This window comes from Exiguobacterium sp. s149 (assembly GCF_018618395.1).
GTDB lineage: Bacteria > Bacillota > Bacilli > Exiguobacteriales > Exiguobacteriaceae > Exiguobacterium > Exiguobacterium chiriqhucha.
Window position 1 is genome coordinate 247,358 of record NZ_JACSLZ010000001.1, and the last position, 25,233, is coordinate 272,590.

Annotated in this window: 29 protein-coding genes and 1 riboswitch; of the genes, 8 read left to right on the forward strand and 21 right to left on the reverse strand. The window is 52.1% G+C overall.

What is annotated here, in order from left to right:
• Positions 1–7 precede the first annotated feature (7 nt).
• The gene (locus KNP81_RS01225; protein ID WP_214717630.1) at positions 8–250 is read left to right on the forward strand and encodes a hypothetical protein; all 243 of its coding nucleotides are present in this window, start codon (positions 8–10) and stop codon (positions 248–250) included.
• 39 nt (positions 251–289) lie between these two features.
• On the opposite strand, the gene KNP81_RS01230 is transcribed toward KNP81_RS01225, so the two are convergent.
• Positions 290–646 (reverse strand): HesB/IscA family protein, encoded by a 357-nt coding sequence (locus tag KNP81_RS01230; RefSeq protein ID WP_021065521.1) that lies wholly within the window; start codon positions 644–646, stop codon positions 290–292.
• A 97-nt stretch (positions 647–743) separates the two neighbouring features.
• Positions 744–885: riboswitch (FMN riboswitch) on the forward strand.
• Positions 886–1,045: 160 nt separating this feature from the next.
• On the opposite strand from KNP81_RS01230, the gene KNP81_RS01235 reads away from it, so the two are divergent.
• Together KNP81_RS01235 and KNP81_RS01240 are read left to right on the forward strand one after the other, a co-directional pair.
• Positions 1,046–1,633 carry an ECF transporter S component gene (locus tag KNP81_RS01235; protein WP_031199812.1) on the forward strand — a complete coding sequence of 196 codons (588 nt, stop codon included), beginning with the start codon at positions 1,046–1,048 and terminating at the stop codon, positions 1,631–1,633.
• 74 nt (positions 1,634–1,707) lie between these two features.
• Positions 1,708–2,286, forward strand: a complete 579-nt coding sequence (locus KNP81_RS01240) for a nucleotidyltransferase family protein (RefSeq protein WP_214717631.1) — start codon at positions 1,708–1,710, stop codon at positions 2,284–2,286.
• 101 nt (positions 2,287–2,387) lie between these two features.
• Here KNP81_RS01240 and KNP81_RS01245 read toward each other — a convergent pair whose 3' ends face one another.
• A complete protein-coding gene (locus KNP81_RS01245) occupies positions 2,388–3,599 on the reverse strand; it encodes a NupC/NupG family nucleoside CNT transporter (RefSeq protein ID WP_214717632.1) in 1,212 nt (403 codons plus the stop codon).
• Between the two features lie 210 nt (positions 3,600–3,809).
• Positions 3,810–4,046, reverse strand: a complete 237-nt coding sequence (locus tag KNP81_RS01250) for a YuzB family protein (protein ID WP_021065517.1) — start codon at positions 4,044–4,046, stop codon at positions 3,810–3,812.
• Positions 4,047–4,143: 97 nt separating this feature from the next.
• On the opposite strand from KNP81_RS01250, the gene KNP81_RS01255 reads away from it, so the two are divergent.
• Positions 4,144–5,199: an NAD(P)/FAD-dependent oxidoreductase gene (locus KNP81_RS01255; protein WP_021065516.1), complete on the forward strand. Its 1,056-nt coding sequence runs from the start codon at positions 4,144–4,146 to the stop codon at positions 5,197–5,199.
• Between the two features lie 238 nt (positions 5,200–5,437).
• On the forward strand, positions 5,438–6,868 hold the full coding sequence (locus KNP81_RS01260; RefSeq protein WP_214717634.1) for a S8 family serine peptidase: 1,431 nt from the start codon (positions 5,438–5,440) through the stop codon (positions 6,866–6,868).
• A 38-nt stretch (positions 6,869–6,906) separates the two neighbouring features.
• Here the strand turns inward: KNP81_RS01260 and KNP81_RS01265 are convergent, their stop codons facing one another.
• Entirely contained in the window at positions 6,907–7,200 is a 294-nt protein-coding gene (locus tag KNP81_RS01265; protein ID WP_029595112.1) for a DUF1462 family protein, read from the reverse strand.
• Between the two features lie 96 nt (positions 7,201–7,296).
• On the opposite strand from KNP81_RS01265, the gene KNP81_RS01270 reads away from it, so the two are divergent.
• Positions 7,297–7,554, forward strand: a complete 258-nt coding sequence (locus KNP81_RS01270; RefSeq protein WP_228617585.1) for a NifU family protein — start codon at positions 7,297–7,299, stop codon at positions 7,552–7,554.
• A 34-nt stretch (positions 7,555–7,588) separates the two neighbouring features.
• On the opposite strand, the gene KNP81_RS01275 is transcribed toward KNP81_RS01270, so the two are convergent.
• Both KNP81_RS01275 and KNP81_RS01280 read right to left on the reverse strand, forming a co-directional pair.
• The gene (locus tag KNP81_RS01275) at positions 7,589–8,359 is read right to left on the reverse strand and encodes a TIGR01457 family HAD-type hydrolase (RefSeq protein WP_214717636.1); all 771 of its coding nucleotides are present in this window, start codon (positions 8,357–8,359) and stop codon (positions 7,589–7,591) included.
• 4 nt (positions 8,360–8,363) lie between these two features.
• Complete coding sequence (locus KNP81_RS01280) at positions 8,364–8,807, reverse strand: DUF86 domain-containing protein (protein WP_214717638.1); 444 nt, start codon at positions 8,805–8,807, stop codon at positions 8,364–8,366.
• Between the two features lie 158 nt (positions 8,808–8,965).
• Between KNP81_RS01280 and glpX the strand changes: the two genes are divergently transcribed.
• Positions 8,966–9,946 carry a class II fructose-bisphosphatase gene (gene glpX / locus KNP81_RS01285; RefSeq protein WP_021065511.1) on the forward strand — a complete coding sequence of 327 codons (981 nt, stop codon included), beginning with the start codon at positions 8,966–8,968 and terminating at the stop codon, positions 9,944–9,946.
• Positions 9,947–9,983: 37 nt separating this feature from the next.
• Here glpX and KNP81_RS01290 read toward each other — a convergent pair whose 3' ends face one another.
• The 8 genes from KNP81_RS01290 to KNP81_RS01325 all read right to left on the reverse strand — a co-directional run bounded on the left by KNP81_RS01290 (position 9,984) and on the right by KNP81_RS01325 (position 17,000).
• Entirely contained in the window at positions 9,984–10,652 is a 669-nt protein-coding gene (locus tag KNP81_RS01290; RefSeq protein ID WP_214717640.1) for a DUF975 family protein, read from the reverse strand.
• Positions 10,653–10,753: 101 nt separating this feature from the next.
• Positions 10,754–11,059: a hypothetical protein gene (locus KNP81_RS01295; protein WP_214717642.1), complete on the reverse strand. Its 306-nt coding sequence runs from the start codon at positions 11,057–11,059 to the stop codon at positions 10,754–10,756.
• Positions 11,060–11,224: 165 nt separating this feature from the next.
• Positions 11,225–11,605 carry a YutD family protein gene (locus tag KNP81_RS01300; RefSeq protein ID WP_058764068.1) on the reverse strand — a complete coding sequence of 127 codons (381 nt, stop codon included), beginning with the start codon at positions 11,603–11,605 and terminating at the stop codon, positions 11,225–11,227.
• A gap of 48 nt (positions 11,606–11,653) precedes the next feature.
• A complete protein-coding gene (locus KNP81_RS01305) occupies positions 11,654–12,994 on the reverse strand; it encodes a bifunctional metallophosphatase/5'-nucleotidase (protein ID WP_251130219.1) in 1,341 nt (446 codons plus the stop codon).
• 14 nt (positions 12,995–13,008) lie between these two features.
• On the reverse strand, positions 13,009–13,854 hold the full coding sequence (locus KNP81_RS01310) for a DUF72 domain-containing protein (protein WP_214717645.1): 846 nt from the start codon (positions 13,852–13,854) through the stop codon (positions 13,009–13,011).
• A 17-nt stretch (positions 13,855–13,871) separates the two neighbouring features.
• Positions 13,872–15,053, reverse strand: a complete 1,182-nt coding sequence (locus KNP81_RS01315; RefSeq protein ID WP_021065505.1) for an MFS transporter — start codon at positions 15,051–15,053, stop codon at positions 13,872–13,874.
• Positions 15,054–15,167: 114 nt separating this feature from the next.
• Entirely contained in the window at positions 15,168–16,487 is a 1,320-nt protein-coding gene (brnQ, locus tag KNP81_RS01320; protein WP_214717647.1) for a branched-chain amino acid transport system II carrier protein, read from the reverse strand.
• 240 nt (positions 16,488–16,727) lie between these two features.
• Positions 16,728–17,000: an acylphosphatase gene (locus tag KNP81_RS01325; protein ID WP_214714519.1), complete on the reverse strand. Its 273-nt coding sequence runs from the start codon at positions 16,998–17,000 to the stop codon at positions 16,728–16,730.
• Between the two features lie 92 nt (positions 17,001–17,092).
• Here KNP81_RS01325 and KNP81_RS01330 point away from each other — a divergent pair, with 92 nt between their 5' ends.
• Positions 17,093–18,475 (forward strand): alanine/glycine:cation symporter family protein, encoded by a 1,383-nt coding sequence (locus KNP81_RS01330; RefSeq protein ID WP_214717649.1) that lies wholly within the window; start codon positions 17,093–17,095, stop codon positions 18,473–18,475.
• A gap of 35 nt (positions 18,476–18,510) precedes the next feature.
• Here the strand turns inward: KNP81_RS01330 and KNP81_RS01335 are convergent, their stop codons facing one another.
• The 7 genes from KNP81_RS01335 to sufC form a co-directional block, all read right to left on the reverse strand.
• The gene (locus KNP81_RS01335; RefSeq protein ID WP_021065501.1) at positions 18,511–19,485 is read right to left on the reverse strand and encodes an L-lactate dehydrogenase; all 975 of its coding nucleotides are present in this window, start codon (positions 19,483–19,485) and stop codon (positions 18,511–18,513) included.
• A gap of 177 nt (positions 19,486–19,662) precedes the next feature.
• Complete coding sequence (locus KNP81_RS01340; protein WP_214717651.1) at positions 19,663–19,983, reverse strand: YciI family protein; 321 nt, start codon at positions 19,981–19,983, stop codon at positions 19,663–19,665.
• Positions 19,984–20,115: 132 nt separating this feature from the next.
• Positions 20,116–21,513 (reverse strand): Fe-S cluster assembly protein SufB, encoded by a 1,398-nt coding sequence (sufB, locus tag KNP81_RS01345; RefSeq protein ID WP_214717653.1) that lies wholly within the window; start codon positions 21,511–21,513, stop codon positions 20,116–20,118.
• A 19-nt stretch (positions 21,514–21,532) separates the two neighbouring features.
• Positions 21,533–21,967 (reverse strand): Fe-S cluster assembly sulfur transfer protein SufU, encoded by a 435-nt coding sequence (gene sufU, locus KNP81_RS01350; RefSeq protein ID WP_029595098.1) that lies wholly within the window; start codon positions 21,965–21,967, stop codon positions 21,533–21,535.
• The gene (locus KNP81_RS01355) at positions 21,957–23,177 is read right to left on the reverse strand and encodes a cysteine desulfurase (RefSeq protein ID WP_128122090.1); all 1,221 of its coding nucleotides are present in this window, start codon (positions 23,175–23,177) and stop codon (positions 21,957–21,959) included. Before KNP81_RS01355 ends, sufU begins: the two co-directional genes overlap by 11 nt.
• Position 23,178: 1 nt before the next feature.
• The gene (gene sufD / locus KNP81_RS01360) at positions 23,179–24,447 is read right to left on the reverse strand and encodes a Fe-S cluster assembly protein SufD (RefSeq protein ID WP_214717655.1); all 1,269 of its coding nucleotides are present in this window, start codon (positions 24,445–24,447) and stop codon (positions 23,179–23,181) included.
• A 12-nt stretch (positions 24,448–24,459) separates the two neighbouring features.
• Complete coding sequence (gene sufC / locus KNP81_RS01365) at positions 24,460–25,221, reverse strand: Fe-S cluster assembly ATPase SufC (RefSeq protein WP_114166887.1); 762 nt, start codon at positions 25,219–25,221, stop codon at positions 24,460–24,462.
• Between the last annotated feature and the right edge of the window lie 12 nt (positions 25,222–25,233).

The window sequence follows — 25,233 nt, forward strand, 5'->3', positions numbered from 1 at the left end:
GAGACCCATGCATCAAATCATGTTAGAAAAAGGATGGACGTGTGAGTTACCGAAACAATACGCCATCTACCAAAGCTTATCCGATTTCAGCCGCTACTCAGTGCTTGACCAAGAAGAAGAGAGCGTCTGTTCGTTCCAAATCACGACCGACACATGCAAAATCACGGCGTTCCGCCCTTGGCAACATCACATCGAATTGAATGCGACATCCAAAGTGATTCGCTTGATTTTGATGGAAGAAACCGACTGAATCGAAAAAGGCCAATCGTCCACACGATTGGCCTTTCGTTTAGCAATCTCCAGGTGTCCCGGCGTTCGACGCCGTCCGGAAACTCGAACCACATCCACACGTGGCGATGGCGTTCGGATTTTTAATCGTGAACCCGCCTCCGAGCATCGACTGCTTATAGTCGATTTCGAGCCCGTCGACGACCCCATGGTCGGCTTCGGCGACGATGACGCGGACGCCGTGATGGTCGAATTGGATATCTCGATCCGTTTTATCTTCATCGAATCCCATTCCGTACGAGAGACCGGTGCAGCCTCCGCCTTGGACCTTGATGCGCAAGTACTGATTCTCGGGGTGTTCTGTCTGTTTCATCATATCGATGACTTGTAATGCAGCTGACTCTGTCAAATGAATCATCTGAACTCCTCCTTCATTATCTTAACTTCAAGTCAACTGACTTGAGATTTTGTGAAATATCTTGTATAACTAAACTGTAACAAAAAAAATTAAATCGTTCCATCTTCGGGGCAGGGTGAAATTCCCGACCGGCGGTATTGAAGACATGATCTTCTCAGCCCGTGAGCGAGCAAGGCGTTGCTTGCTGATTTCGTGAGATTCGAAAGCCGACAGTAAAGTCTGGATGGGAGAAGATGGCGGCATCCGACCGATATCCGGATGTTTTCTTTGACGTGGTCTCTTCCGCGACGGAAAACATCTATTTCGTATGCGCGTAACCTCTCCCGATTGTATGATGCAATCGGGATTTTTTATGCGACGGGTGCCATTCATCAAGGAGCGACAAAAGGAGAGATTTTGATGAAAACAACGCGCAACAAACGATTGACAACACTGGTGACGCTATCGATGCTCGGGGCCATTTCTTTTGTCCTCATGCTCTTTAACTTCCCGCTGCCTTTCCTACCACCATTTCTAAAAGTGGACTTTAGTGACATTCCCGCGCTCGTCGCCGGGATCGTCTTCTCCCCACTCGCAGGCGTCGTGGTCGTCGCTCTAAAAAACGTCCTCTACTATGTCTTTAACGGTGGCGGCGTTCCGGTCGGTGAAGTCGCAAACTTCTTTGCAGGAGTCGCCTTCATGTATCCGGTCGCATGGTTCTACCATAAACGTAAAACGAATAAAGCGCTCGCTTCAGGTCTCGTGGCCGGTACGATCACGATGGCACTCAGCTTGGCGATTTTGAACTATTTACTCATCTTACCAGCCTACGCGTTCTTCTTCGGCATGACCGAGATGGCGCAACCGGCAGTTAAAACGGACCTCGTCCTCTACGGCATCTTGCCGTTCAACCTCATCAAAGCGTTGTTGATTAGCGCCTTGTTCGTCCCCCTCTTCCTCAAGTTGAAGCCGTGGATCGAACGCCAGCGGATGCAACTCCAGGCTTAATGCGAAAAGCACCTAGAAATAGGTGCTTTTTTGTATGGTTGCGTTATGCTTGAGGAAGAATAAGAGGGAATCACTTGAAAACGATTGAAGAGGTCACTCACTTTTTAGAGAATGATTCGGAATTGAGGGGTCTCTTGAAAGACGTCGCTTCCCTCGAGCTACCCGACTGGTGGATCTGTGCCGGATACGTGCGGGCGAAGATATGGGATGACGTGCATGGCTATCCAACACCAACGCCGACCGAGGACGTCGATGTCATCTACTTTGACCGGTCTCAAATTGACGAGGCGATTGAAAAAGAATATGAGGCACAATTACACGTCCTGTCCCCGACCGTCCCGTGGTCGGTCAAAAATCAAGCGCGGATGCATCTGGTTAATCAATTGCCGCCCTATCAGTCGGCGATCGACGCCTTGGCCCATTTCCCCGAGACCGTCACCGCCATCGGGGTCAGCCTCGATGCGAACGACCGCTTGATCGTGGCCGCGCCTTACGGTGTTGATGACATCATCGAATTGAGGCTGCGACCGACCCCAGCATTTGCAGACGTATCCCCGCATCACCACATTTATCAAGCGCGGATCCAAAATAAGAATTGGCAAGCCATTTGGCCGAAACTTCAAGAAGTGGACGTGACTCGTCACGGACTGTAGAACCCGACCGCCGATACGGTCGGGTTTTGCTGTGCGTTCATAAACGTCTTCACAAAAAAGAGTGACCACCGAAGTGATCACTCTGGGTATATCGGATTTGATTAGAGAAGCAGACCAGCAAGCGTGGCTGACATCAAGTTGGCAAGCGTACCTGCGAGAATCGCGAGGACACCCATACGTGCGATGTCGTTCCGACGGTTCGGTGCCATTCCACCGAGACCACCGAGAAGGATTGCAAGTGACGAGATGTTGGCGAATCCACAAAGTGCGAAGGCGATCATCGCTTCCGTACGTGCTGAAAGTTCACCAGTACCGATGATTGGTGCGAATTCAGAGAAGGCAACGAATTCGTTCAAGACGAGTTTTTGACCGAGGAAGCTACCGAACTGAACCGCATCAGCCCACGGTACACCGATGACGAACGCGAGTGGTGCAAACACGTAACCAAGAATCAATTCAAGTGAGAGGCTCTCAAATCCGACCAAGCCGCCGATTCCACCAAGAATCAAGTTGACGAGCGCAATCAATGAAACGAAGGCGAGAAGCATCGCACCGACGTTCAAGGCGAGGAAGAGACCGTCAGACGCACCGCGAGCGGCTGCATCGACGAAGTTCGCTGCTTTGTCCTCTTCATCTTCAGCGATTTCGATGTCATCATTGTACTCTTCTGTTTCAGGAACGATGATTTTGGCGAACAAGAGACCAGCAGGTGCAGCCATGAAGCTCGCTGCGAGCAAGTACTCGAGCGGTACACCAAGGGCAGCGTATCCAGCGAGAACCGAACCGGCAACCGACGCGAGTCCCCCGACCATGACGGCGAAGAGCTCCGATTGTGTCATCGTTGGAAGGTAAGGCTTGATGACAAGCGGTGCTTCCGTTTGACCGACGAAGATGTTTGCCGTCGCTGAGAGCGACTCTTTACGTGATGTGCCGAGAGCTTTCGCAAGGGCTGTACCGAGAATTCGGATGACCCATTGCATGACACCGAGGTAGTAAAGCAAAGCGATTAAAGAAGACATAAAAATGATAATCGGCAACACTTGGAATGCGAAGACGAAGTTGTCCCCTCCTACAGCTGTACCGAAAACGAAGGCGATTCCGTCATTTGCTGTGTTCAAGACGTTCTGAACGCCTCCTGAGATCCATTCTAACGCGCTACGTCCTGCTGATGTGAAGAGGACGAGGAAAGCGAACGTAAACTGTACCGCGAAAGCGGCAAGAACGGTACGCCATTTGATGGCTTTACGGTTGGTTGAGAAGATGTAAGCGATTCCAATTAGTGCCAAAATACCAACCACGCTCATGATATTCATTGGTGTTGTGCTCCTTTCATATTGGGGAAACCTGATATTGTGATATACCCGAATCGAGATATGTCCTACCGTTTGAAACGCTTTCTTTTTATGTTGTTAAACGTCAGACAACCTACATTCGAACCTCTTTGAATATAACAGACCCTTTTTAAAAATGCAACGGGTCAAAACAGTCAAAATAAAAAAAGTTTGAAGTTGCTTCAAACTTTTTCACCAAGCCATTTCTTCAATTTTTTCATATACGTTCGTCACGAGTTGCTCTGGCGTATCTCCCGTCACGACCTCGCCATCGACTAGGCAAAACAAGTCGAGCGAACAGACGCCACAGTAGCCTGTACAGCCGTATTCAACGACATCCAGGTCTGGATCGGACTCTAGTTTGGCCCGGGCGATTTGCGAGCCCATCGCCAAATTGGAGGCACAGAACTCAATGATCGGATTCATCATGTCATTCACCCTTCCCCTTTCCCTCAAAACAGGAAAATGGTTCTTCTACGGCGTATTATAACATGATACAGTTGAAGTGTAACAAAGGGGGATTTTTATGCGCAAATTAGTCGTCTTGGGAGGCGGTTACGGGGGTATGCGTGTAATCGAACGCGTCCTCGGCCATCAGCTGAAGGATGTATCGATCACACTCATCGACCGTCTACCTTACCATGGGTTAAAAACAGAGTATTATGCACTTGCGGCGGGGACCGTATCGGATCGCGATATCCGTATCGATTTTCCAGAAGAGATCGATTACATATACGGTCAAGTCACCGATATCGACGCAGGCGACAAGATGGTTCTGCTCGCGAGCGGTGAAAAAGTACCGTATGACGACCTCGTCATCGGACTCGGTTGCGAGGACAAGTATCACAATGTGCCTGGTGCAGCCGAGTTCACGTACAGCATCCAAACGTTAGAAGAATCACGTAAGACCCAACAAGCCATCAACGGTCTGTCACCCGGTTCAATCGTCTCAATCGTCGGCGCTGGATTATCGGGTGTCGAACTCGCCAGCGAGCTACGCGAGAGCCGTCCCGATTTGACGGTCCGTTTGTTCGACCGTGGCCCATCGGTCTTATCGTTCCTATCGAGCCGTGTCTCGATGTATGTCCAGTCTTGGTTCGAAGAGCACGGCGTCGAGGTCATCAACCAGTCGAATATCGTCCGGGTCGACGCCGACGGCCTATGGAATCACGAGCAACACTTCCCGTCTGATTTGACGGTTTGGACGGCTGGGATTCAACCGGTCGCCGTCGTCCGAAATCAAGGATGGGAACTCGATGGCGGCGGGCGCGTCAAATTGACACCGCACCATTACGTCCCGGAACAGCCGGACATCTTCGTCGTCGGAGACAACGCCAGCCTTCCGTATGCACCTTCCGGTCAACTTGCGGAAGCGCAAGCGGAACAGATCGTCCAAGTGTTGCTCTGTAAATGGAAAGGCGTCAGTTATCCGGATTTACCAGATATCAAACTTCGAGGAACGCTCGGCTCGCTCGGGAAGAAGGCCGGCTTCGGCGTCTTCATGGGCAAACAGTCGCTCACCGGCAAAGTCGCTCGGCTACTCAAGTCCGGAATTCTTTGGAAACATAAAGTCATTAAATAACATGAACGGGTCGACCTTTACGGTCACCCGTTTTTTTGTGTAACGTGTTCGATTTGACGTTCTGCGGCCATCTCCTTGAGTCAAAAGTCTTGTATCTGAATCCCCTGTATCCTTATCTAAATATTCAGATTTTTAATTCCATTGACATATTCTACCCGATGGGAAAACTTGTTACTCTATGGGCACGGCAGTTCGACATCGCGTCACCTCGCCTACATAACCCGAAGGAGGAAACAAGTTGAAAAAAGTTTGCAGCACTGTCCTCGCCTCACTGCTCGTCTTGTCAACCGTTCCAGGAGGCGCAGAAGCCGCCCCGAACAAAGAGAAAGAACGTGTCATCGTCGTCTTCAAGGAATCGGCGAAGAACATCCCGCTCTCGATTGAAGGCATGGAAGTTCGCCAACAGTACAAAAACCTTCCGGCCGCAGCGCTCGAAGTACCGAAGGCTGCCTTGAATGGCTTGAAGAACAACCCGAACGTCGCCCGCGTGGAAGTCGATCAAACGGTACAAATCGAAAATCAGACGCAAGACTGGGGCATTCCGAAGTTGAAAGCTCCATCAGCTTGGCAGAGTGGCTACACCGGGAAAGGCGTGAAAGTATCGGTCGTTGATACCGGAATCTCGCCGCACCCTGATTTGACGATTTCTGGTGGTGCCTCGTTCAGTACAGTCACGAGCTCATACGCGGATGACAACGGTCACGGTACGCACGTCGCCGGGATTATCGGTGCCCGCAACAACAGCATCGGAACGGTCGGGATTGCCCATGAGGCGAGCATCTATGCCGTTAAAGCACTCGAAGCCAACGGTAGTGGTAGCCTCTCGAGTATCATCGCCGGGATTGACTGGTCGATCACGAACGATATGGACGTCATCAACTTGAGTCTCGGGACGACAAGTCCATCGACGACGCTCCAACAAGTCGTCGATCGCGCCAATAACGCGGGTATCCTCGTCGTCGCGGCAGCCGGTAACAACGGACGCTCTGACGGTACAGGCGACCTCGTCAACTACCCGGCCCGTTACAGCTCGGCCATCGCCGTCGCGGCGACGGACATCAACAATAACCGCGCCTCGTTCTCGGCGACAGGTAGTACGGTCGAAGTCGCGGCACCAGGTGTGAGCATCAACTCGACACTCGCGAACGGCGGCTACGGTCAAATGAGCGGGACATCGATGGCGACACCTTACGTCGCCGGTAACCTAGCACTCATGAAGCAAGCGTTCCCGACGTTGTCGAGCTCGCAACTCCGCACGAAACTATCACAAGATTCAATCGACCTCGGAACGGCCGGACGTGACACATGGTTCGGGAACGGACTCGTGCAAGCACCGACGGCTGGCGGCACGACGCAACCGGTCCAAGCGCTCACGACGACAGTATCGACATCGAAATCAACTTACTACGCTGGTGAAGTCGTCTCCATCTCTTCAACAGTCCGGAATTCGAACGGCCAAGCGGTCGCGAACGCCGACGTCCGTGTGACGGTCACACAGCCAAACGGCGCGACGCTCACAGGAACAGGCAAGACAAGTTCAACGGGCGCCATCACGTTCACGCTCTCAACAACCTCTTCATCACAACGTGGGACGTATCAAGTGAAATCTGATGCGACGCTCACGGGTTACACGTCAGGTTCGGCGACGTCGTCGTTCCGTCTTCTATAACGCAAAAGAGTCGAACGACAATCGTCGCTCGACTCTTTTCATGCTGTCGTCTGTTCGATGGCCGAATAGACTTTCCGAAGTTGGACGACCCCTTCGTCCACCACTTCCCCATCGATGAGCACGAGCGGATAGAACCACTCGTCCTGCTTGATTGCTTCGGCGATGTCATCGTCCGCCGTCTCAAAATCGATATACTCGAATTCGAACGCCTGATTCGGGTACTTCCGTGCCAATGCGCTTTGCAACCATTCATATGTCTCAATCGAGCTCGGCGCCCCGACACAGCTCGCACACTGTACTTCGGCCCCATATACGGTGATTTTCATATCCATTCCCCCTCTTCTTTCCTATTATACAAAAATCAAGAAGGGGCATCGTCACAAAACGCTCAGCGTTAATGATTGAGAAACAATCTCAAACTTGCTAGAATGAAAGAGAACCAGAAAGGGGTAGATACCATGGAAATGTTTGATCAAGTCCAAGAAGTACTCGATAAATTACGCCCGTTCTTGCTTCGCGACGGCGGTGACGTCGAACTCGTTGATGTAGAAGAAGGCATCGTCAAACTTCGTTTGATGGGTGCATGCGGCAGCTGCCCATCTTCAACAATTACATTGAAAGCCGGGATTGAGCGCGCGCTCATCGAAGAAGTACCTGGCATCGTTGAAGTCGAACAAGTATTCTAAACAAAAAGGGAGACAATCATGTCATCCCTTTTTTTCATGCATGCGTCCATTCGTCCAAGCTCTCGACCATATAGGTCGGGAGTTTTTCTTGTTCCTGAATGAAAGCCGGACCATGTACGCCTGAGTTGACGTGGAGCGTCCGAATCCCGCCGTTGATCCCGAACAAGATGTCAGTATGGTAGTTATCCCCGACCATGACGACTTCTTCTTTCGTGAGACCAATCATCTCAAGCGCGATATCGACCATGACCGGTTCCGGTTTGCCAATAAAGAACGGATCTTTTTCCGTCGTCACCGTCAAGACGGACGTGAGCGCACCGTTCCCTGGTAAAAAGCCGCGTTCAGTCGGAATGGCGATATCGCCGTTCGTCGAAATGAAACGAGCGCCGGAGCGGATCGTGAGCGCGCCTTTCGCCAACTTTTCGTATGTGATGTTTCGGTCGAGCCCGACGACGACGTAATCCGCCTTCGCCTCTTCCGTCACATGGAAACCGCGTTCTTCGAGCGCCAGGCGCAGGCCATCTTCCCCAATCATGTAAATCGTCGCCCCTGGCGTCATCTTCTCGATATAACGGGCCGTCGCCATCGCACTTGTCAATACGTGCTCAGGCGTCACATGCACTCCCATCGAGACAAGTTTATCCGCCACTTGCTCCGGCGTCATCGACGCGTTGTTCGTGACGAATAAGTATGGGAAGCCGGTCGCCTCGAGTCGATTCACGAAATCGACCGCTGCTTGAATCGGGGCCGTCCCCGCATACATCGTGCCATCTAAATCAAATAAGTATCCTTTAATCGGATTCATCCAATCACTCGCTTTCTGGTAAAAATGCTGATACAGGACCGAGCTCCACCTCGAGATAGCGTCGGACCTGCTCTGGGAATGCCTCGAACGTTGATTTATCACGGTCGACCCAGGCGTCGAACCGGGCCGAATCTGCCGTGACGAACTCCCTGACATAGTGCGCCCGTAATCCGACGAGCGCTTTCGTCGCTTCGGCCGTCTCGGCGTCGAGCACACGCTCGTCGAGCAAGATGTCGACAATATCCTCATAGCTGCCCGGGTCACGCATGATGAACCCGTCAATCATCGAGTTGCCGACGTCAATCACGCCCTCCATCAAGTGAACGGCCAAACGTTGTTTCGCCAGCTCGATGGTGAACGCGTCCCCCTCTAATTGGTCGAGTCGACTGAGCATCGTTTCCATATGGGTCAACGTCTCGTTAATCTTTTCTCTGTTTACAAAATACATCGCAATCCCCCCTGCCTCCTATAGTAATCCTTTTTCTCGTTCGAGAAAAGAATCTCTCCTATTTACATCATTTACGTAATTGTGATACACTAATCCACGGATTAACACAACTATTAGTATGTCACATTAAATAGATATCATGTGGAGGGTACAACACTATGGAACGAGAATTAGCGTTAGAGATCGTACGAGCAACCGAGGCAGCAGCATTGGCCTCATCGAAATGGATCGGTCGTGGTCAGAAGAATGAAGCGGATGACGCAGCGACATCGGCCATGCGTGAAGTACTCGGTACAATCAATATGGATGCAACTGTCGTCATTGGTGAAGGTGAACTCGATGAGGCACCGATGCTATACATCGGGGAACGTCTCGGGACGACGTTCGGACCAGAAGTCGATATCGCCGTTGACCCGCTCGAAGGGACATCGATCGTCGCCAAAGGACTCGGGGACGCCATGGTCGTCATCGCGGTCGCGGATAAAGGCGCCCTCCTCCACGCACCAGATATGTATATGGATAAGCTCGTCGTCGGCCCGAATTTAAAAGGCAAAGTCTCACTCGACGAACCGCTTGAGTCGATTATCGAGAAAGCCGCCCTTTATAACGGCAAGCGCATCGAGGAAGTGACCGTCATCATGCAAGACCGTGATCGTCATGAACATTTCCGTCAAGCGGCGATGAACATGGGCGCACGCGTCAAGCTGTTCGAAGACGGCGACGTCTCGGCGGGAATCGCAGCAGCCGTCAAGTCGAACCCAATCGATATCTTCATCAGTACGGGCGGCGCACCAGAAGGCGTCATCACGGCAGCGGCCGTCAAAGCGCTCGGTGGCGACATGCAGGCACGCCTCCACCCGATGAATGAAGAAGAGACGGCACGTGTCATCTCGATGGGCATCGAGGACCCGCTCCAATTGCTCACGCTTGACGACCTCGTCAAGAGCGACGACTGCATCTTTGCGGCGACAGGCGTCACATCGGGCGAATTGCTGGACGGCGTAAAATTCTTGACGGACGATATTGTCGAGACGACGTCACTCGTCATGCGATCGAAGACGAAGACGATTCGTAAAGTCGTCGCCGAACACACGTTATCGCTCAAGCCCTACCTTCAAAAACAAGAAGTCAACGCCTAATACAAAACCTCCGCTCTCGATGAGCGGAGGTTTTCGTTTAGAATCCTTGTTCAAAATCTGTCTCGACATGGTTCGTCTGCGGTTGTTCTGCTTTCCGAAGTGAATCGTAGAACGTCGCATACGTCGTCGTGAAGTACGGATAGACGTACAAGAAACCGATGCCGAGTGTAATGACCCCGAGAAGGAACCAACCGATAAACGAGAGGACGAGTTTGAACGCGTCCATCTTATGCCCGTCCATCATCCGGCGTGATTCGGTGATCGCCTCGAGAGCCGATAATTCCGGCTGGTCACGTAAGATGTAATACGTGAGAGAATACGAGAAACTTTTGATGATTCCCGGAATCACGAGGAGCAGCGACCAAAGGAAGATAAACAATCCCATGAAGAACGGGGCGAGCACGTGCTTGACGTATCCCGTTTTGAACGGCTCGAACAACGTCGAGACAGCAGGCTTGTCACCGCGCGATACAGACAGGACGAGCCAAGACCAACCGATTGCGAGCGGCGCAATCAATAATGTGAGGAGGAGCGACAAGAACGTAAGTCCCGTGTCCGCCGCTGTTGGGACCGCTTCAGGGTCTACAGGAGGCGCGAACGATTGTGGAATCCCGTTCAAGACTACGAACAAAATTAATAGCCCGGCGAGTAGCCAACGCTTACCAGTTAACATTTGTTGTGCATGTTGCTTAAGTTGTGCAGTCATTTTCATCATCCTTTTTTTGAGTTCTCTCTTCGGTATACGTCATCACTTCACGAAAAGTTTCAAAAAAACACGAAAAAAGGGAAAAGGTTTTTCCTTTCCCTTCAATACATGATGTTGCCCATGAAAAACTGTGACATCGATACGATAAATAAGAGCACACCTGTGGCCACTACCGCCAACGAAATAATTTTAAAGAGGCGGCTTCTCAAAAACGCCTGACGATATTCAAAGCGGCGGATTAGCAAGACGTGGACAACCTCATAAATCAGGACTGCGGCGGTGAAGTAAAACGTCATGATACTCCCGAACCCGAAGAACAACATCGCCAGTACGCCCAAGCCGAAATTATGAATTCGATTATGGACGTCATCGCGGTCACCGACGGTCGCCGTTTGTACGTGTTGCATACTTCCACCTCACTTCCAAAACCCACAAAAACCCGAACAGAAACAATAACCTTAAATATAAGTTATCACAGATTTCCTATCCCTAAACCTGTCACACCGTCTTTTCACCTAAAAGAAACATTTGGAAAATAAATGTAACAAAAAAGCGCTGATGTCATCAGCGCGTCATGTACCGGTCGAAGGCTCGACTTCTTCCGATTTATTGAATTTGCGTTTCAGTTTGAGCGGTTGTTTCGTGCCACCGAAGACTGGACCGTCTTCCGCCTCATCGATTTCCGTCTCTTTTTTGAGTACAAAGAACGGGCACCCAAAGTTACAGTATTCATACACGTAATCCATCACGTGATCGATTCGATTATCATACGTCGCGAACTTGGACTTCGTCTCATAGAACCCTTTCAACCGAAGTTGTCCGTGGCCCCAATCCCCGACGATATAATCGTATTTATCAAGCACGTCGCTATAGCGTGCGATGAACGCTTCCTCGTCAAAACCGTCACGTTTCTCTTCAATGACGGTATAGCCATGGCGATTCACTCTAATCATGTTTCACACCTCCACTGTTCTATCATAGCATGCCGACCGGTCCCGTCCCTATCCTTTTCGGATGGCATTATGACGGGTCACGATCGTCTCGCGTAACACGTCACGCAGCAGTTCCGGCATAAAGTAACGCTTCGGCTGATCGGCCAAATACGGAAGAAGCGGTCCGAACGTGAACATGTCGACCGTGGCGACACGATACGTCCCGTCTAGCTTGATTTCCTCACCATTAATCGAATAGCGACCGTGTCGGCTGTCGATTCCATGGAGGATCGGGCTACCGAGCACCGTCCCGCGAAAACCGAGGCCACGGACATGCATTGTCGTGAACGCATCTTCTTGGACGTCGTTCAAAAATCGAACGAGGGTAGCCCCGTCAAGCGTCAAGAGACAAGGGTTGATCGGATGCGGACAAATCCGGTGCAACATATTTAGCGTGACGTGGCCCGGGCGCAAACCTTCTAACAAGACACCGGATGGGATGATACTCAACTCGGCGTCACACCAGTCCGCGAGTCCGCTCGCCAATAGGTCTCCGATGGCTGACGGACCGAACCAGTCACTTTCATAACCTGGTGTCTCGGCAATCGTCACATCGAGCAGACGCTCGGCTTGACCATACTCTGCGGCTAGGACCGCGACCGTCGCTTCATCAGGTTCGCGCTCCGATACATCGTGGAGACAAGCCCGTTTCTCGATGACCCGCTTTCCTTCGATAGTCAACTCGATTTGCCCGACGTACTGTCCGTATTTACCGGCCTGCGCGATCAGGACGCCGTTCGTGACGACACCTTCATCGAGTACGTGGTGGGTATGGGCTCCGAGGATGACATCGATTTCTGGGAACGCCTCGGCGAGCCGCTCGTCGGCATAAAAGCCGAGATGGCTGAGCGCGATGATGACGTCGCAGTCTCGAAGTGTCTCGAGGGCACGCGCCGTTGCCCCATGTGGTGCTTCGATGGCCCAACCGAGTTCAGGATAAAGCTCTTCATACGGCGCGGTCACCCCGAACAGCCCGATCTGAATTCCCTCTCGTTCGACGATGAGCGTCTCCGACGCCCATTCTGGCCGTTCACCAGCTGCTTGATAGACGTTCCCTAATAGGACTGGGAACGCGGCCTCGTCATACAGATGGGCGAGCCAGTCGTGCGGGAACGTGATGCCTTCATTATTGCCGATCGTGACCGCCGTCGGTCGAATCCGGTTGAGCAGTCGGACGTTCACTTGTCCGCGCGTCACTTCTGTCGCCGGATGGGTGCGGTCGGCATGGTCGCCGAGATCGAAGACGAGCGTCTCGTCCGTCCGATGCTCATTCAAAAACGAGACGAACCGCGGCCAGTTATGGAATTTCGAATGTAAGTCATTATAATGAAACATCGTAATCGTTCTCAAGACGATCCCCCTTCCTAGAACAGACTGATTTGGCTCGGGGCGAGTTCATATTCGGCACCGAGAATCTCAATCAACCGTTTGGCGTTTGGTACCGCGTCGCCGGCCGAGTTGTTGTTGAAGTAGACGTACACCGACTTCGCTGTTTCGTCGACTTGTTTGAGGGCCGCGGCGAGCTCCTGCAGTTCATCCTCACTATAGCGATACAGGCAGCGTACGTGACGCCATTCCTGGCTCGTCATGCCCGGTTTTCGAAGCCAGCCGGCGGTGTTGCGGCCGTGCAAACGTACGACGGCCACATCCGGATTGGTCACGACCGGGACGAACGGGATGCTGCTCTCTTTCGTTTGCGGCTCATCACAAATCGTATTGATGAAACGTTGTTCCGCCAAGAACGCGAGCGTCCGCTCCCGGAACGCCTCCGAGAACCACGTCGGGTTCCGGAACTCGATGGCGATGTCATAGTCGCGCAACTCGTCACGGATTGTCCGTAAATAATCGAGATGTGGCTTCGAGACATCAAACCAGGGCGGGAGTTGGACGAGCACGGCTCGTAGCTTCCCGGCCTGTTTCAGCGGTTCGACGGACGTCCTGTATCGCTCGAACAGCTCGGCGAGGGGCAGCTTCGGTTCCCGGTCATGCCCGCTCATTTCCCTGGAAACTTTGACGATGAATTGGAACGTTTCCGGCGTTTCCTGGTTCCATTTCTCGTAATTCTTTACCGGTTGAATCGCATAAAACGAGGAATCGATTTCAACGGTCGGGAAATGCCCCGCATAGGTCGACAGTTTATGTTTTCGTTCTTCTGGGGTCGTATACAGTAAATCATGGTCTCCCCACCCCGTCACACCGACATAAATCATCACATTCCCTCCTCAACTTATTGTTCGAACGTGGCCGCCGTGTTACGTTTCGACCAATTCAACGTTCCCGCGAACGTCACGAGCAACAGGACGAGCCCCATCACAAACGGATAGCGCATATCGATATCGAAGGCGATTCCGGCAAGCGTCGGTCCGACGATATTCCCGATGCTCATATAAGCATTGTTCATCCCCATCGCAAACCCTTGCTCTTTATCTGCCATTTTCGATACGAGCGTATTCAATACCGGTCGTAAAATTGACGTCGACAAGAAGATAATCAACGTGACCGCGAAGAAAATCGTGTAAGACCCGGCAAACAGTGAGAACAAGAAGCCGAGCGCAGCGAGCATGATAAAGATGAGCACGACTTTAATCTCACCGAACAGCGAGACAAGACGGTCGACCGCGAACAGCTGGACGATGACGCTGACGATTCCCGTCCCGGTGATCATGACCGCGATTTGTTGCGGCGTTGCGCTGAACGTCTCACTGACGAACAGACCGAGGACCGACTCGTATGCCATCAAACCGAACGCCATGACCAAGTTGATGACGAGCACGAAGAAATACGGTTTCCGTGTCGACGACACGAGTTGACGCGGTAACGATTCACTCTCACTCGTTTGGACATACGGTTCACGGTCCGGTTCTTTCAATAGAATGATTGACGAGATGACGGCAACGAATGATACGATCGCCGATAACAAGAGCGGTGCCTTCAACCCGAATTCGGCGAAGAATCCACCGATTCCTGGGCCGATGACAATCCCGAGCGACATTGCCGCGGAAATATAACTGTTCCCTTTCGCCCGTTGTTTGAGCGTCGTGATATCGGCCACGTAAGCAAAGATGGCCGGAATCAAGAGAGCGGCCCCGACGCCGCCGATTGCTCGTGAAATCAACAGGACGGTCAAGTTGTCTGATAAGTAAAAGACGCCCATCGAGATGGTAAAGCCGATGAGTCCGAGGATAATCATGAGCCTGCGGCCGTAAACGTCCGCCCATTTCCCAGCAATCGGCGACATGAGCAGCTGGGCCCCGGCAAAGACAGAAATCATGAGTCCGGCAGCGGTGCCGCCTTCTCCAATCATCTTCAAATAATCAGGAATAATCGGTATGATAATCCCGAATCCTGCTACAGCGATGAACATGTTCAACATGAGAATCGCCAATTGTTTCTTTTGTTTAGTCGTCAATGTATGTCACTTCCTTTTCATCCTTTCATTTTACTTGTTGATGAATGAAATGAGCAAACGATAAGACAGCAAAACACCCATCCTTGACCAGAGGATGGGTGTTCAAACACTTGCTTATGAGATGCGTGATTGAGCGAGTGCTTGGTTGGAACGATTTTTCGGTAAAAACAGTGTGATCACATACACGATCAATGTTGGAACTGCCCAAGCAAGTCCGATCTCAGCCATCGGCAAGTTCGTGATCCAAGCTGTTGCTGCTGACGGCGCCAATCCGTGTGTCGTCTCGAAGATCGAGAGAACGAGGGCCGTATATACAGTCGCCTTCATGGCGACATGCGGGTTGCGTTGAATCCGCTCCGTAATCGAGACGAGTACGAGTGCGATCATGACCGGATACAAGAGCGTGAGGAGCGGTACTGCGATTTCAATCAACATACCAAGTCCGACGAGTGAAATCATGAAGCCGAACAATGTCGTCGCGATGACGACTTGGTAATACTTGAGTGATTCGAACGTGTTGCTGATGAAGCGTGAGAACTCAGTGATGAGTCCGACCGCTGTCGTCAAACAAGCGAGGAAGACCGCAGCCCCGAGTACGAGCATTCCGACTTGTCCGAAAGATGAACCTGCAAACGCTTGAAGCAAGCTTGCTCCGTCTGTCGTTCCTGTTTGGCCTGTCATGTTCGCTCCAATCGACCCGAGCGAGATATAGACGAGCATCAAACACGTGACAGCGAGCATTCCAGACGTCCGAAGAAGTGAAGATGCTTCTTTCTGGTCCGTCATCCCGTTCGCTTTAAGCGTGACGAGCACGATGGCGCCGAAGACGAGAGCGCCGAAGACGTCCATCGTCAAGTAGCCTTGTTTGAAGCCCTCCCCGAGAGCGCCAATCCACGTCTCATATCCTTCTGCTGGTGCGACCGGCTTCCCGAGTGGAGCCACGAGGTTCGTGATTCCGATTGCCGCAAGCAAGAGCAAGAGAATCGGTGTAATGATGCGTCCGATGACTTCAATCAATTTCTGAGCGCGTAACGTCAAGAAGAACGTCAAACCGAAGAAGACAGTTGAACTGATTGCGAGCGTGAGTGTAGATGGCGCACCGAGGAACGGTACGACTCCCATCTCATACGTGACTGCTGCCGTCCGTGGAATCCCGAAGAACGGTCCAATCGCCACGTACATTAATCCCGTCAAGACGAGCGCAAGTCGCTTCGGAATATACCGAGCGATTTGGTCAGATCCACCGCCTACCCGCGCGACTGCGAAGAGCGCGAGTAATGGTAGCCCGACGCCGGTAATGACGAAGCCGACTAGGGCTGGGACGAGGTTCTGTCCTGCCATCGCACCTAGCATCGGTGGGAACAGCAAGTTCCCGGCCCCGAAGAATAATGCGAAAATCGTGAATGCTAACGGGAATAATGTCGATTTTTTCATACAACTACCTCCACATACATGTAATACCTTCCGTGTTACCAATGAATCAAATGACTAAATTTTCTGACAATAAACCGCTTGGTCTATTCCATTATACACACTTTCATTTTTTTGACCACCCTATCCATAAAAATGATGTTTAATTTTTTAAAATGTGGATTTATTGTATGGAACCGTTCCCTTAATTTACAAATTATCGGTTGGTCGCACTCACTGACTAGCTGTAAATGAGAAAAATGGTCAATAACGGATATCAAACTTCCGGAATGATTCGACCGTCGTGTCTTCCGCTTCAATCCGTTCGACCCCGACAAAACGATTCCCGTTATAGAGGGCGCGTTTATAGGATTCGAGTCTCTCCGCGTCTCCTTCGATTTGAAGTTCAACCGTCCCATCATTCAAATTCCGGACCCAACCTGTGATGCCGTATTCAAGGGCAGTCGCTTGCGCGAAGTAACGGAAGCCGACCCCTTGGACCCGGCCTGATACGATAAGATGCTGTGCCTGTTTCATATAAGTCTCCTCCTCTAATTTGAAAGAATGGGTTTAGCCTCTGTCTCGTTAGGCAACAATATATAAGTAAAATACTGGATAGGAGTGGTGATGTGGAACAACTTGTGACTGTGGTGACGACAATTTCAGATTGGCTATGGGGTGTGCCAATCATCTCGTTACTCGTTTTGTCTGGACTCTATTTGACGATTCGTTTAGGATTCTTCCAATTCCGATACCCCCTCTACATAATGCAACAAACGTTAGGCAGTGTCTTTAAAAAACCAAAAGGTGAAGGTGACATCAGTCCCCGCCAGGCGTTGACGTCAGCCTTATCTTCGACGATCGGTGCCGCCAATATCATCGGGGTACCGGCCGCCATCATGTTCGGCGGGCCGGGCGCCATCTTTTGGATGTGGGTCATCGCCGTCGTCGGCATGGCCATCAAGTTCTCGGAGAGCGTCCTCGCCGTCCGTTACCGCGAGAAGAACGAGGCCGGTGAATTTGTCGGCGGTCCCGTCTACTATATGGCGAAAGGCTTGAAGCTGAAATGGCTCGCCTCATGGTTCGCCTTCGCTCTCATGATCGAACTCATCCCGAGTATCATGGTTCAAGGAAACGCCGTCAGTTCGGCCGTCCGAGAGACGTTCAACGGCAATACCCTTGTGACCGGGATTATCGTCGCCGGGCTCGTCGCCCTTGTTGTCTTCGGCGGTATGAAACGCATCGCGAAAGTGACGGAAGTCATCGTCCCGGCGATGGCCCTCGTCTATGTCGGTGCCGGCTTCGTCATCGTCTTGATGAATTTCTCACAAATCCCGGAAGTACTCGGGCTCATCTTCTCATACGCATTCCAACCGATGGCCGCGCTCGGTGGTTTCGCTGGTGCCGCCATCGCCGAGACGATTCGTTGGGGCTTCGCCCGTGGTCTTTATTCGAACGAAGCAGGACTCGGGACGGCACCGATTGCCCACGCCGCTGCGCAAACGGATCATCCGGTCCGGCAAGGCTTCTGGGCCATAATCGGGATCGTCATCGATACGCTCATCATCTGTAGCACGACGGCGTTCGTTGTCTTGTCGTCCGGGGTATGGACACGGGCCGATGCGATGAACGATCCAGCAGCCCTGACAACAATCGCGTTCCAACAGTACTTCGGTTACACGGGTAGCCTGCTCGTAACGATCTCGCTCATCTTCTTCGTCTTGTCGACGATTATCGTCATCATCTTCTACGGGTCGCGCCAAGCCGAGTACTTGTTTGGTTTGAAGGCCGGCTTCATGATGAAAGTCGTCTATATCGGCTCAATCGTCATCGGTGCAATCGGTGGGGCCCAAATGATTTGGAACTTCCTTGATTTGATGCTCGCGATGATTCTTATCCCGAACATGATCGCTGTCTTGATGTTGAGCGGCGAAGTGAAGCGCTTGACGACCGAGTTCTTCACGTCCGAGAAATATTATAAGAAAGACGTCGCCGAGAAGAAGGCGTCGTAATGACAAACCCGGCTGCATGGGCAGCCGGGTCCTTTTTATGTTGATGATTCGATGTTGTCAATCGCTTGGCGAATCCGTCCGACCGAGGCATCGAACTGTCCCTGTTCCTCGTCCGTCAGTTCAATCTCGATGATTTGGCGGATGCCGGTCCGATCAATCAAGGCCGGTACGCCGATATGGAGACCTGAGGCACCGTATTCGCCATCGAGGTGGGCACCGATCGTCACGACGGAGTTCTCATTCCGGACGATGGCGCGGACGATACGGAGGAGCCCGAGCCCAATCGCGTAGTACGCCGCGCTCTTATATTCGATGATTTGATTCGCCGCATCGCGGACTCCTTGATAGATGGCGTCCAAATCTTCTTGGCGATACGATTCATTCTCCTCAAGTAGCTGCTTCATCGACTTCCCGTAAACGCGGGCGTTGTCCCAGGCGACGAAGCCCCCGGCACCGTGCTCACCCATGTAATAGACGTGACAGTTCCGCGACGACAAGTCGAAGTACTCGCCTACCTTATAACGGAGACGTGCCGTATCAAGGACTGTTCCTGAACCGATAACGCGATGTTTCGGCAAGCCGGACGCCTTCCAGACGACGTGTGCCATGACATTGACCGGGTTCGTCGCGACGACGATGATGCCGTCGAATCCGCTCGCCATAATTTGTTCCGTGACATGTTGCATGACCTTCGCATTTTGTTCGGCGAGGTCCATCTGGGTCTGACCGAGCTTTTGCGCGGCACCGGCCGTGATGACGACTATATCGGCGTCGCGGCAGTCCGAGTAGTCACCTGCCCAAATTCGGACCGGACTCGGGGCGAATGATATCCCGTGATTGAGGTCCATCGCCTCCCCTTCAGCCTTGGCGTGGTTCGAGTCAATCAAGACGAGCTCTTCACAGAGCGCGGCCATCGACAGTTGATAGGCGAAACTGACGCCAACCCATCCGGCGCCGACGACGGCGATGCGGGTGATGTCTTCTGGGTCAATCGTGTTCAAGTGATCCATATGCTTCATCCCTTTCTAAACGTGTTCTCTTTCTTAGCATACCCGACTCTCCTTCGTTTCACGACAAAAAAAGCGAACTCGCTTGTGAGGAATTCGCTTCTAAACAAAACAATGTTTATCACACATATCATTCTCGCTCTCGATAATAGTGCACCGGCCGAATTTCGAGCCTCCATCCTAACGATTCCGCTTCGGGCACTTGGGTCGTTGGATGGAAGCGATTCTGACCGCATCCTCCATATCCAACGCTTCAATCAGGAACGCACTTCCCATGACTTCTTTCGATTCTGTAACAGGCCCATCCGTAATCGAAATCTGATGTAACTCCCGCTTGAGTTGTTTCATGCTCGCTTCAAGCCCCATATCCATCAGCACCTGTTCACTTGCATACAGCTCCTGTAAGTGTGGTTCACACGTCGCCATGATTTGATTGATTTCTAGGTCGGTCTTTTCGTTCATTTTGTCAGCGTTGAAATATCCCGTTACTAAGAACATCATGTGATTTTCTCCTCTCGAATCTACAGGCACGCATCAGCTATCCATGCCCTATTCCCTGTTTACAGGCATAGCCTACACAAAAAGACGGTCGACATGAAATCATGTCAACCGTCTTTCAGTATCTATGCAGGATTATCCGATCGATCCTTCCATCTCAAACTTGATGAGACGGTTCATTTCGACGGCATATTCCATTGGCAATTCTTTCGTGAACGGCTCGATGAAGCCCATGACGATCATTTCCGTCGCTTCTTCTTCCGAGATTCCGCGGCTCATGAGGTAGAAGAGTTGCTCTTCTGACACTTTTGAGACTTTCGCTTCGTGCTCGAGTGAGACTTGGTCGTTCAAGATCTCGTTGTACGGGATCGTGTCCGACGTCGACTGATTATCCATGATGAGCGTGTCACATTCGATGTTCGAACGTGCGCCTTTCGCTTTACGACCGAAGTGGACGATACCGCGATACGAGACTTTTCCGCCTTGTTTCGAGATCGACTTCGAGACGATTGACGACGACGTGTTCGGTGCGAGGTGAATCATTTTCGCGCCCGCGTCTTGGTGCTGCCCTTTACCGCCGAGAGCGATCGAGAGCGTCATACCGCGTGAGCCTTCACCTTTCAAGATGACGGCCGGGTATTTCATCGTGAGTTTCGAACCGATGTTACCATCGATCCACTCCATCGATCCACCCGCTTCACAAACGGCACGCTTCGTGACCAAGTTGTAGACGTTGTTCGCCCAGTTCTGAATTGTCGTATAGCGGCAGTATGCGTCTTTGTTGACGAAAATCTCAACGACCGCTGAGTGGAGTGAGTTCGTCGTGTAGACCGGTGCTGTACATCCTTCGACGTAATGGACAGAAGCGCCCTCGTCGACGATGATGAGCGTCCGCTCGAACTGACCCATGTTCTCCGAGTTGATGCGGAAGTAAGCTTGGAGCGGTTGCTCGAGCTTCACGCCTTTTGGTACATAGATGAACGAGCCACCTGACCAAACAGCCGAGTTGAGTGCCGCGAACTTGTTATCTGTCGGCGGAATCAATTTTCCGAAGTACTCACGGAAGATGGCTTCATCTTCTTTCAAAGCAGTGTCTGTATCTTTGAAGATGACACCTTTCGCTTCGAAGTCTTCTTGCATGCTGTGATAAACGACTTCAGACTCATACTGAGCCGAAACGCCTGCCAAGTATTTTTGCTCCGCTTCCGGGATTCCGAGCTTGTCAAACGTACGCTTGATTTCTTCAGGAACCTCGTCCCACGAGTGCTCTGTCTTTTCAGACGGTTTGACATAGTACGTGATCTCATCGAAATCGAGTGCCGTGAGATCGCCGCCCCATGTCGGCATCGGCATTTTGCGGAACTGTTCGAGTGATTTCAAGCGGAACTCGAGCATCCATGCCGGTTCTTCTTTCATGCGCGAGATCGTCTCTACGATTTCATTCGTCAAGCCGCGGCCTGAACGGAAAATCGAGATGTCTCGGTCATGGAAGCCATATTTATAATCGCCAATGTCAGGCATGTTTTTCGCCATATCGGTCTCCTCCTTCTGCTTACGCTTCCTCGTCGACTCCCTTTTCAAGCGCTTTCCACGCAAGCGTGGCACACTTGATGCGAGCCGGGAACTTTGAGACGCCAGACAACGCTTCGATGTCGCCTAGGTCGAACGTGTCTGTATCGTAGTCTTTCCCTTGGACCATCTCCGAGAAGATGTTCGCCAATTGGAGAGCCTCGTCCACAGACTTGCCCTTCACGATTTGAGTCATCATCGATGCCGAGGCGAGACTGATCGAACAGCCTTCACCTTCGAACTTGGCATCTTTCACGATTCCGTCCTCGACTTGGAGTTGGAGTCGGAGTGAATCCCCGCACGTCGGGTTGTTCAAGTCGACCGTCACGCCATCTTCGATGACGCCACGGTTTCTTGGGTTTTTATAATGATCCATGATGACCTGTCGGTACAACATGTCGAGATTGTTAAAACTCATAATTGAAATACTCCTTCGTTTGACGTAGCCCTTCGATGAAGCGGTCGACTTCTTCTTTCGTATTGTACAAGTAGAAGCTCGCTCGGGCTGTCGATGATTGCTTCAGGAGGCGCATGAGCGGCTGGGCACAGTGGTGGCCGGCCCGGACCGCGATGCCTTGCATATCCAATACGGTCGCAAGGTCGTGGGCGTGCACGTCACCTAAGTTGAACGTGACGAGTCCGACGCGTTCCTCAGGCCCGTAAATCTCAATGCCTTCAATCGTACGCATCTGTTCGATGGCGTACGTCGCGAGCGCCCGTTCGTGGGCCTCGACGTTCTCAAGACCGAGGTCTTCTAAAAAGTCGATGGCTGCTGCCAAACCGACGGCGCCAGCGATAATCGGCGTCCCCGCTTCGAACCGGTACGGGATGTCTTTCCACGTCGACTCATACAAGTCGACATAATCGATCATCTCGCCACCGAATTCGACCGGTTCCATGTGTTTGAGCAACTGCTTCTTCCCGTATAAGACGCCGATTCCGGTCGGACCGAGCATCTTATGGCCTGAGAAGGCGAGGAAGTCGCAATCGAGTGCTTGCACGTCAAGTTTCCGGTGCGGTGCGCTTTGCGCCGCATCGACGACCATGACCGCGCCTTTTTCATGGGCGAGCTTCGCCACGTCGGCGATCGGGTTAATCGTGCCGAGCACGTTCGAGACGTGACTCATGGCGACGATTTTCGTCCGGTCCGACAAGACGGCACGGACCGCGTCGAGCGTGACCCGACCGTCCGGCGTCAATTCGACGTAACGGAGCGTGGCCCCTTTACGCTTGGCGAGCTGTTGCCACGGAATCAAGTTGGCGTGGTGCTCCATCGGTGTGAGGACGATCTCGTCCCCCGCGCCGACGTTGGCATCCCCGTAGCTTGACGCGACGAGGTTAATCGCCGTCGTCGTCCCGCGTGTGAAGATGATTTCTTCTGGGACGGCGGCGTTGATGAATGAACGGACGCGCTCCCGCGCCCCTTCATACGCATCCGTCGCGTGCGTCCCGAGCGTATGGACGCCCCGGTGCACGTTCGAGTGGATGCGGCGATAGTAATCCTCGATCGCCTCGATGACAGCAAGCGGCTTTTGGGAGCTCGCCGCGCTGTCGAGATAGACGAGCGGATGACCGTTGATTTCCTGATCTAAAATCGGGAACTGTTTACGAATCGAGGCATCAATCATCTTAACGTACTTTCCCTTCGATGACTTCACGGAGACGGTCTTTGACCGACTCGATCGCGAGTTGCTCGACGACCGGGTTCAGGAATCCGTGAATGATCAACCGTTCGGCTTCTTTGCGTGACAGACCGCGGCTCATCAAGTAGTAGAGCTGCACGTCGTCGACGCGTCCGACCGAAGCGGCGTGACCTGCCATGACGTCGTCCTCATCGATGAGGAGAATCGGGTTCGCGTCGCCACGTGCCTTTTCAGACAACATGAGGACACGTTCCGTTTGAACGCCGTTCGATTTCGAAGCGCCATGGTGAATCATCGATGTCCCGCTGAAGATGGCCGTGGCCGAATCTTTTTGGACACCGTGAATCAAGATGAACCCTTCTGAAGACTTCCCGAAATGGTCCGTCCGGATGTTGAAGTTTTGTTTCTGTGCGCCACGACCGATCGTGACGGCTTTCGTATCTGAGAACGTGTTGTCTCCGACGAGGTGCGTTTTCGTCTCGACGACCGAGTTGCCGTCGTTCATGTGACCGAGCGCCCATTCGAGGCGTGCGTTCTCATAGACGACACCGCGGCGGTTCATGAACGAGAGGGCCGATTCAGCGAGCTGATCGACACCACCGAAGACGACTTTCGCGTTCGCACCAGCGAATACTTCCGTCACGGCGTTGACCGTGTGCGGCTCGTTCGTGTTCGAGAGGAAGCTCTCGATATACGTCACTTCACTGCCTTCGTCTGCGACGATGATCGTGTGGTGATAGAGCGCACCGTTCGCTTGTTCCATCGTGAAGATGGCTTGGAGCGGGTCTTTCAACTGGACGTTCTTCGGTACGTATAAGAACGCACCGCCGTTCATGAGGGCAGCGTTCAACGCAGACAAACGTTCTTCGTCCACGCGGACACCTTCCGTCATGAAGTATTTCTCAACGAGGTCCGGATGTTGTTCCATCGCTTCGTTGATGCCCATGAAGAGGACACCTTCTGGCGTCGCAAGTTCGTTGTAGACGACATGACCGTTGCGTTCAACGAGCACGTTTGTACGGTGGTCTCCAAGAAGTGCTTCGATTTCAGGCGTCAAGCCGTCGTGCTTCGTGAGCTCGACGTCTCCAGAGACGAAGTCCCATTTATCAATCTTGATCTTTTCAACTTTTGGCAAGGCGAGGGTCGGCGCAAGTTCTGCTGCTTCTTTGCGACGGTTGACCATCCATGAAGGTCCACCGAGCGCCTCTGCACGTGCCGCTACTGCTTGTGCATCCAATTCAAATTGTACGGTCATCGTACAGCCTCCTTACGCTTCTGTGTCTACTGTCATTCCAAGATCTTGCTTCACCCAGTCGTAACCTTCTGCTTCGAGTCGTTGTGCAAGTTCTTTGCCACCTGACATGACGATTTTCCCGTCCATCATGATGTGAACAAAGTCTGGCTCGATATAGTTGAGGAGACGCTGATAGTGCGTGATGATCAAGCAGCCGAACTCTTCTGAACGCATTTCGTTGACGCCTTTGGCGACGACTTTGAGCGCATCGATGTCAAGACCTGAGTCGATCTCATCGAGGATGGCGATGTTCGGTTTGATCATCATCATCTGAAGAATCTCGTTACGTTTTTTCTCTCCACCTGAGAAGCCTTCGTTTAAATAGCGGTGTGCCATTTCTGAAGGGATTTCAAGGACGTCCATCTTCGCATCGAGTTCACGGATGAACTTCATGAGTGAGATTTCTTGGCCTTCTTCACGGCGCGAGTTGATTGCTGAACGTAAGAAATCGGCATTTGTGACACCACTGATTTCAGCAGGATACTGCATTGCGAGGAACATTCCGGCTTGCGCACGCTCGTCGACTTCCATGTCGAGTACGTCTTCGCCGTTCAAATCAACGCTTCCGCCTGTGACTTCATACAATGGATGACCCATAAGTGCCGATGCGAGTGTAGATTTACCCGTTCCGTTAGGACCCATGATGGCGTGAATTTCGCCACCTTTAATTTCAAGATTAAGACCTTTTACGATCTCTTTTCCTTCGATTGAGACGCGGAGGTCATCAATTTTCATGTGTGGTACGTT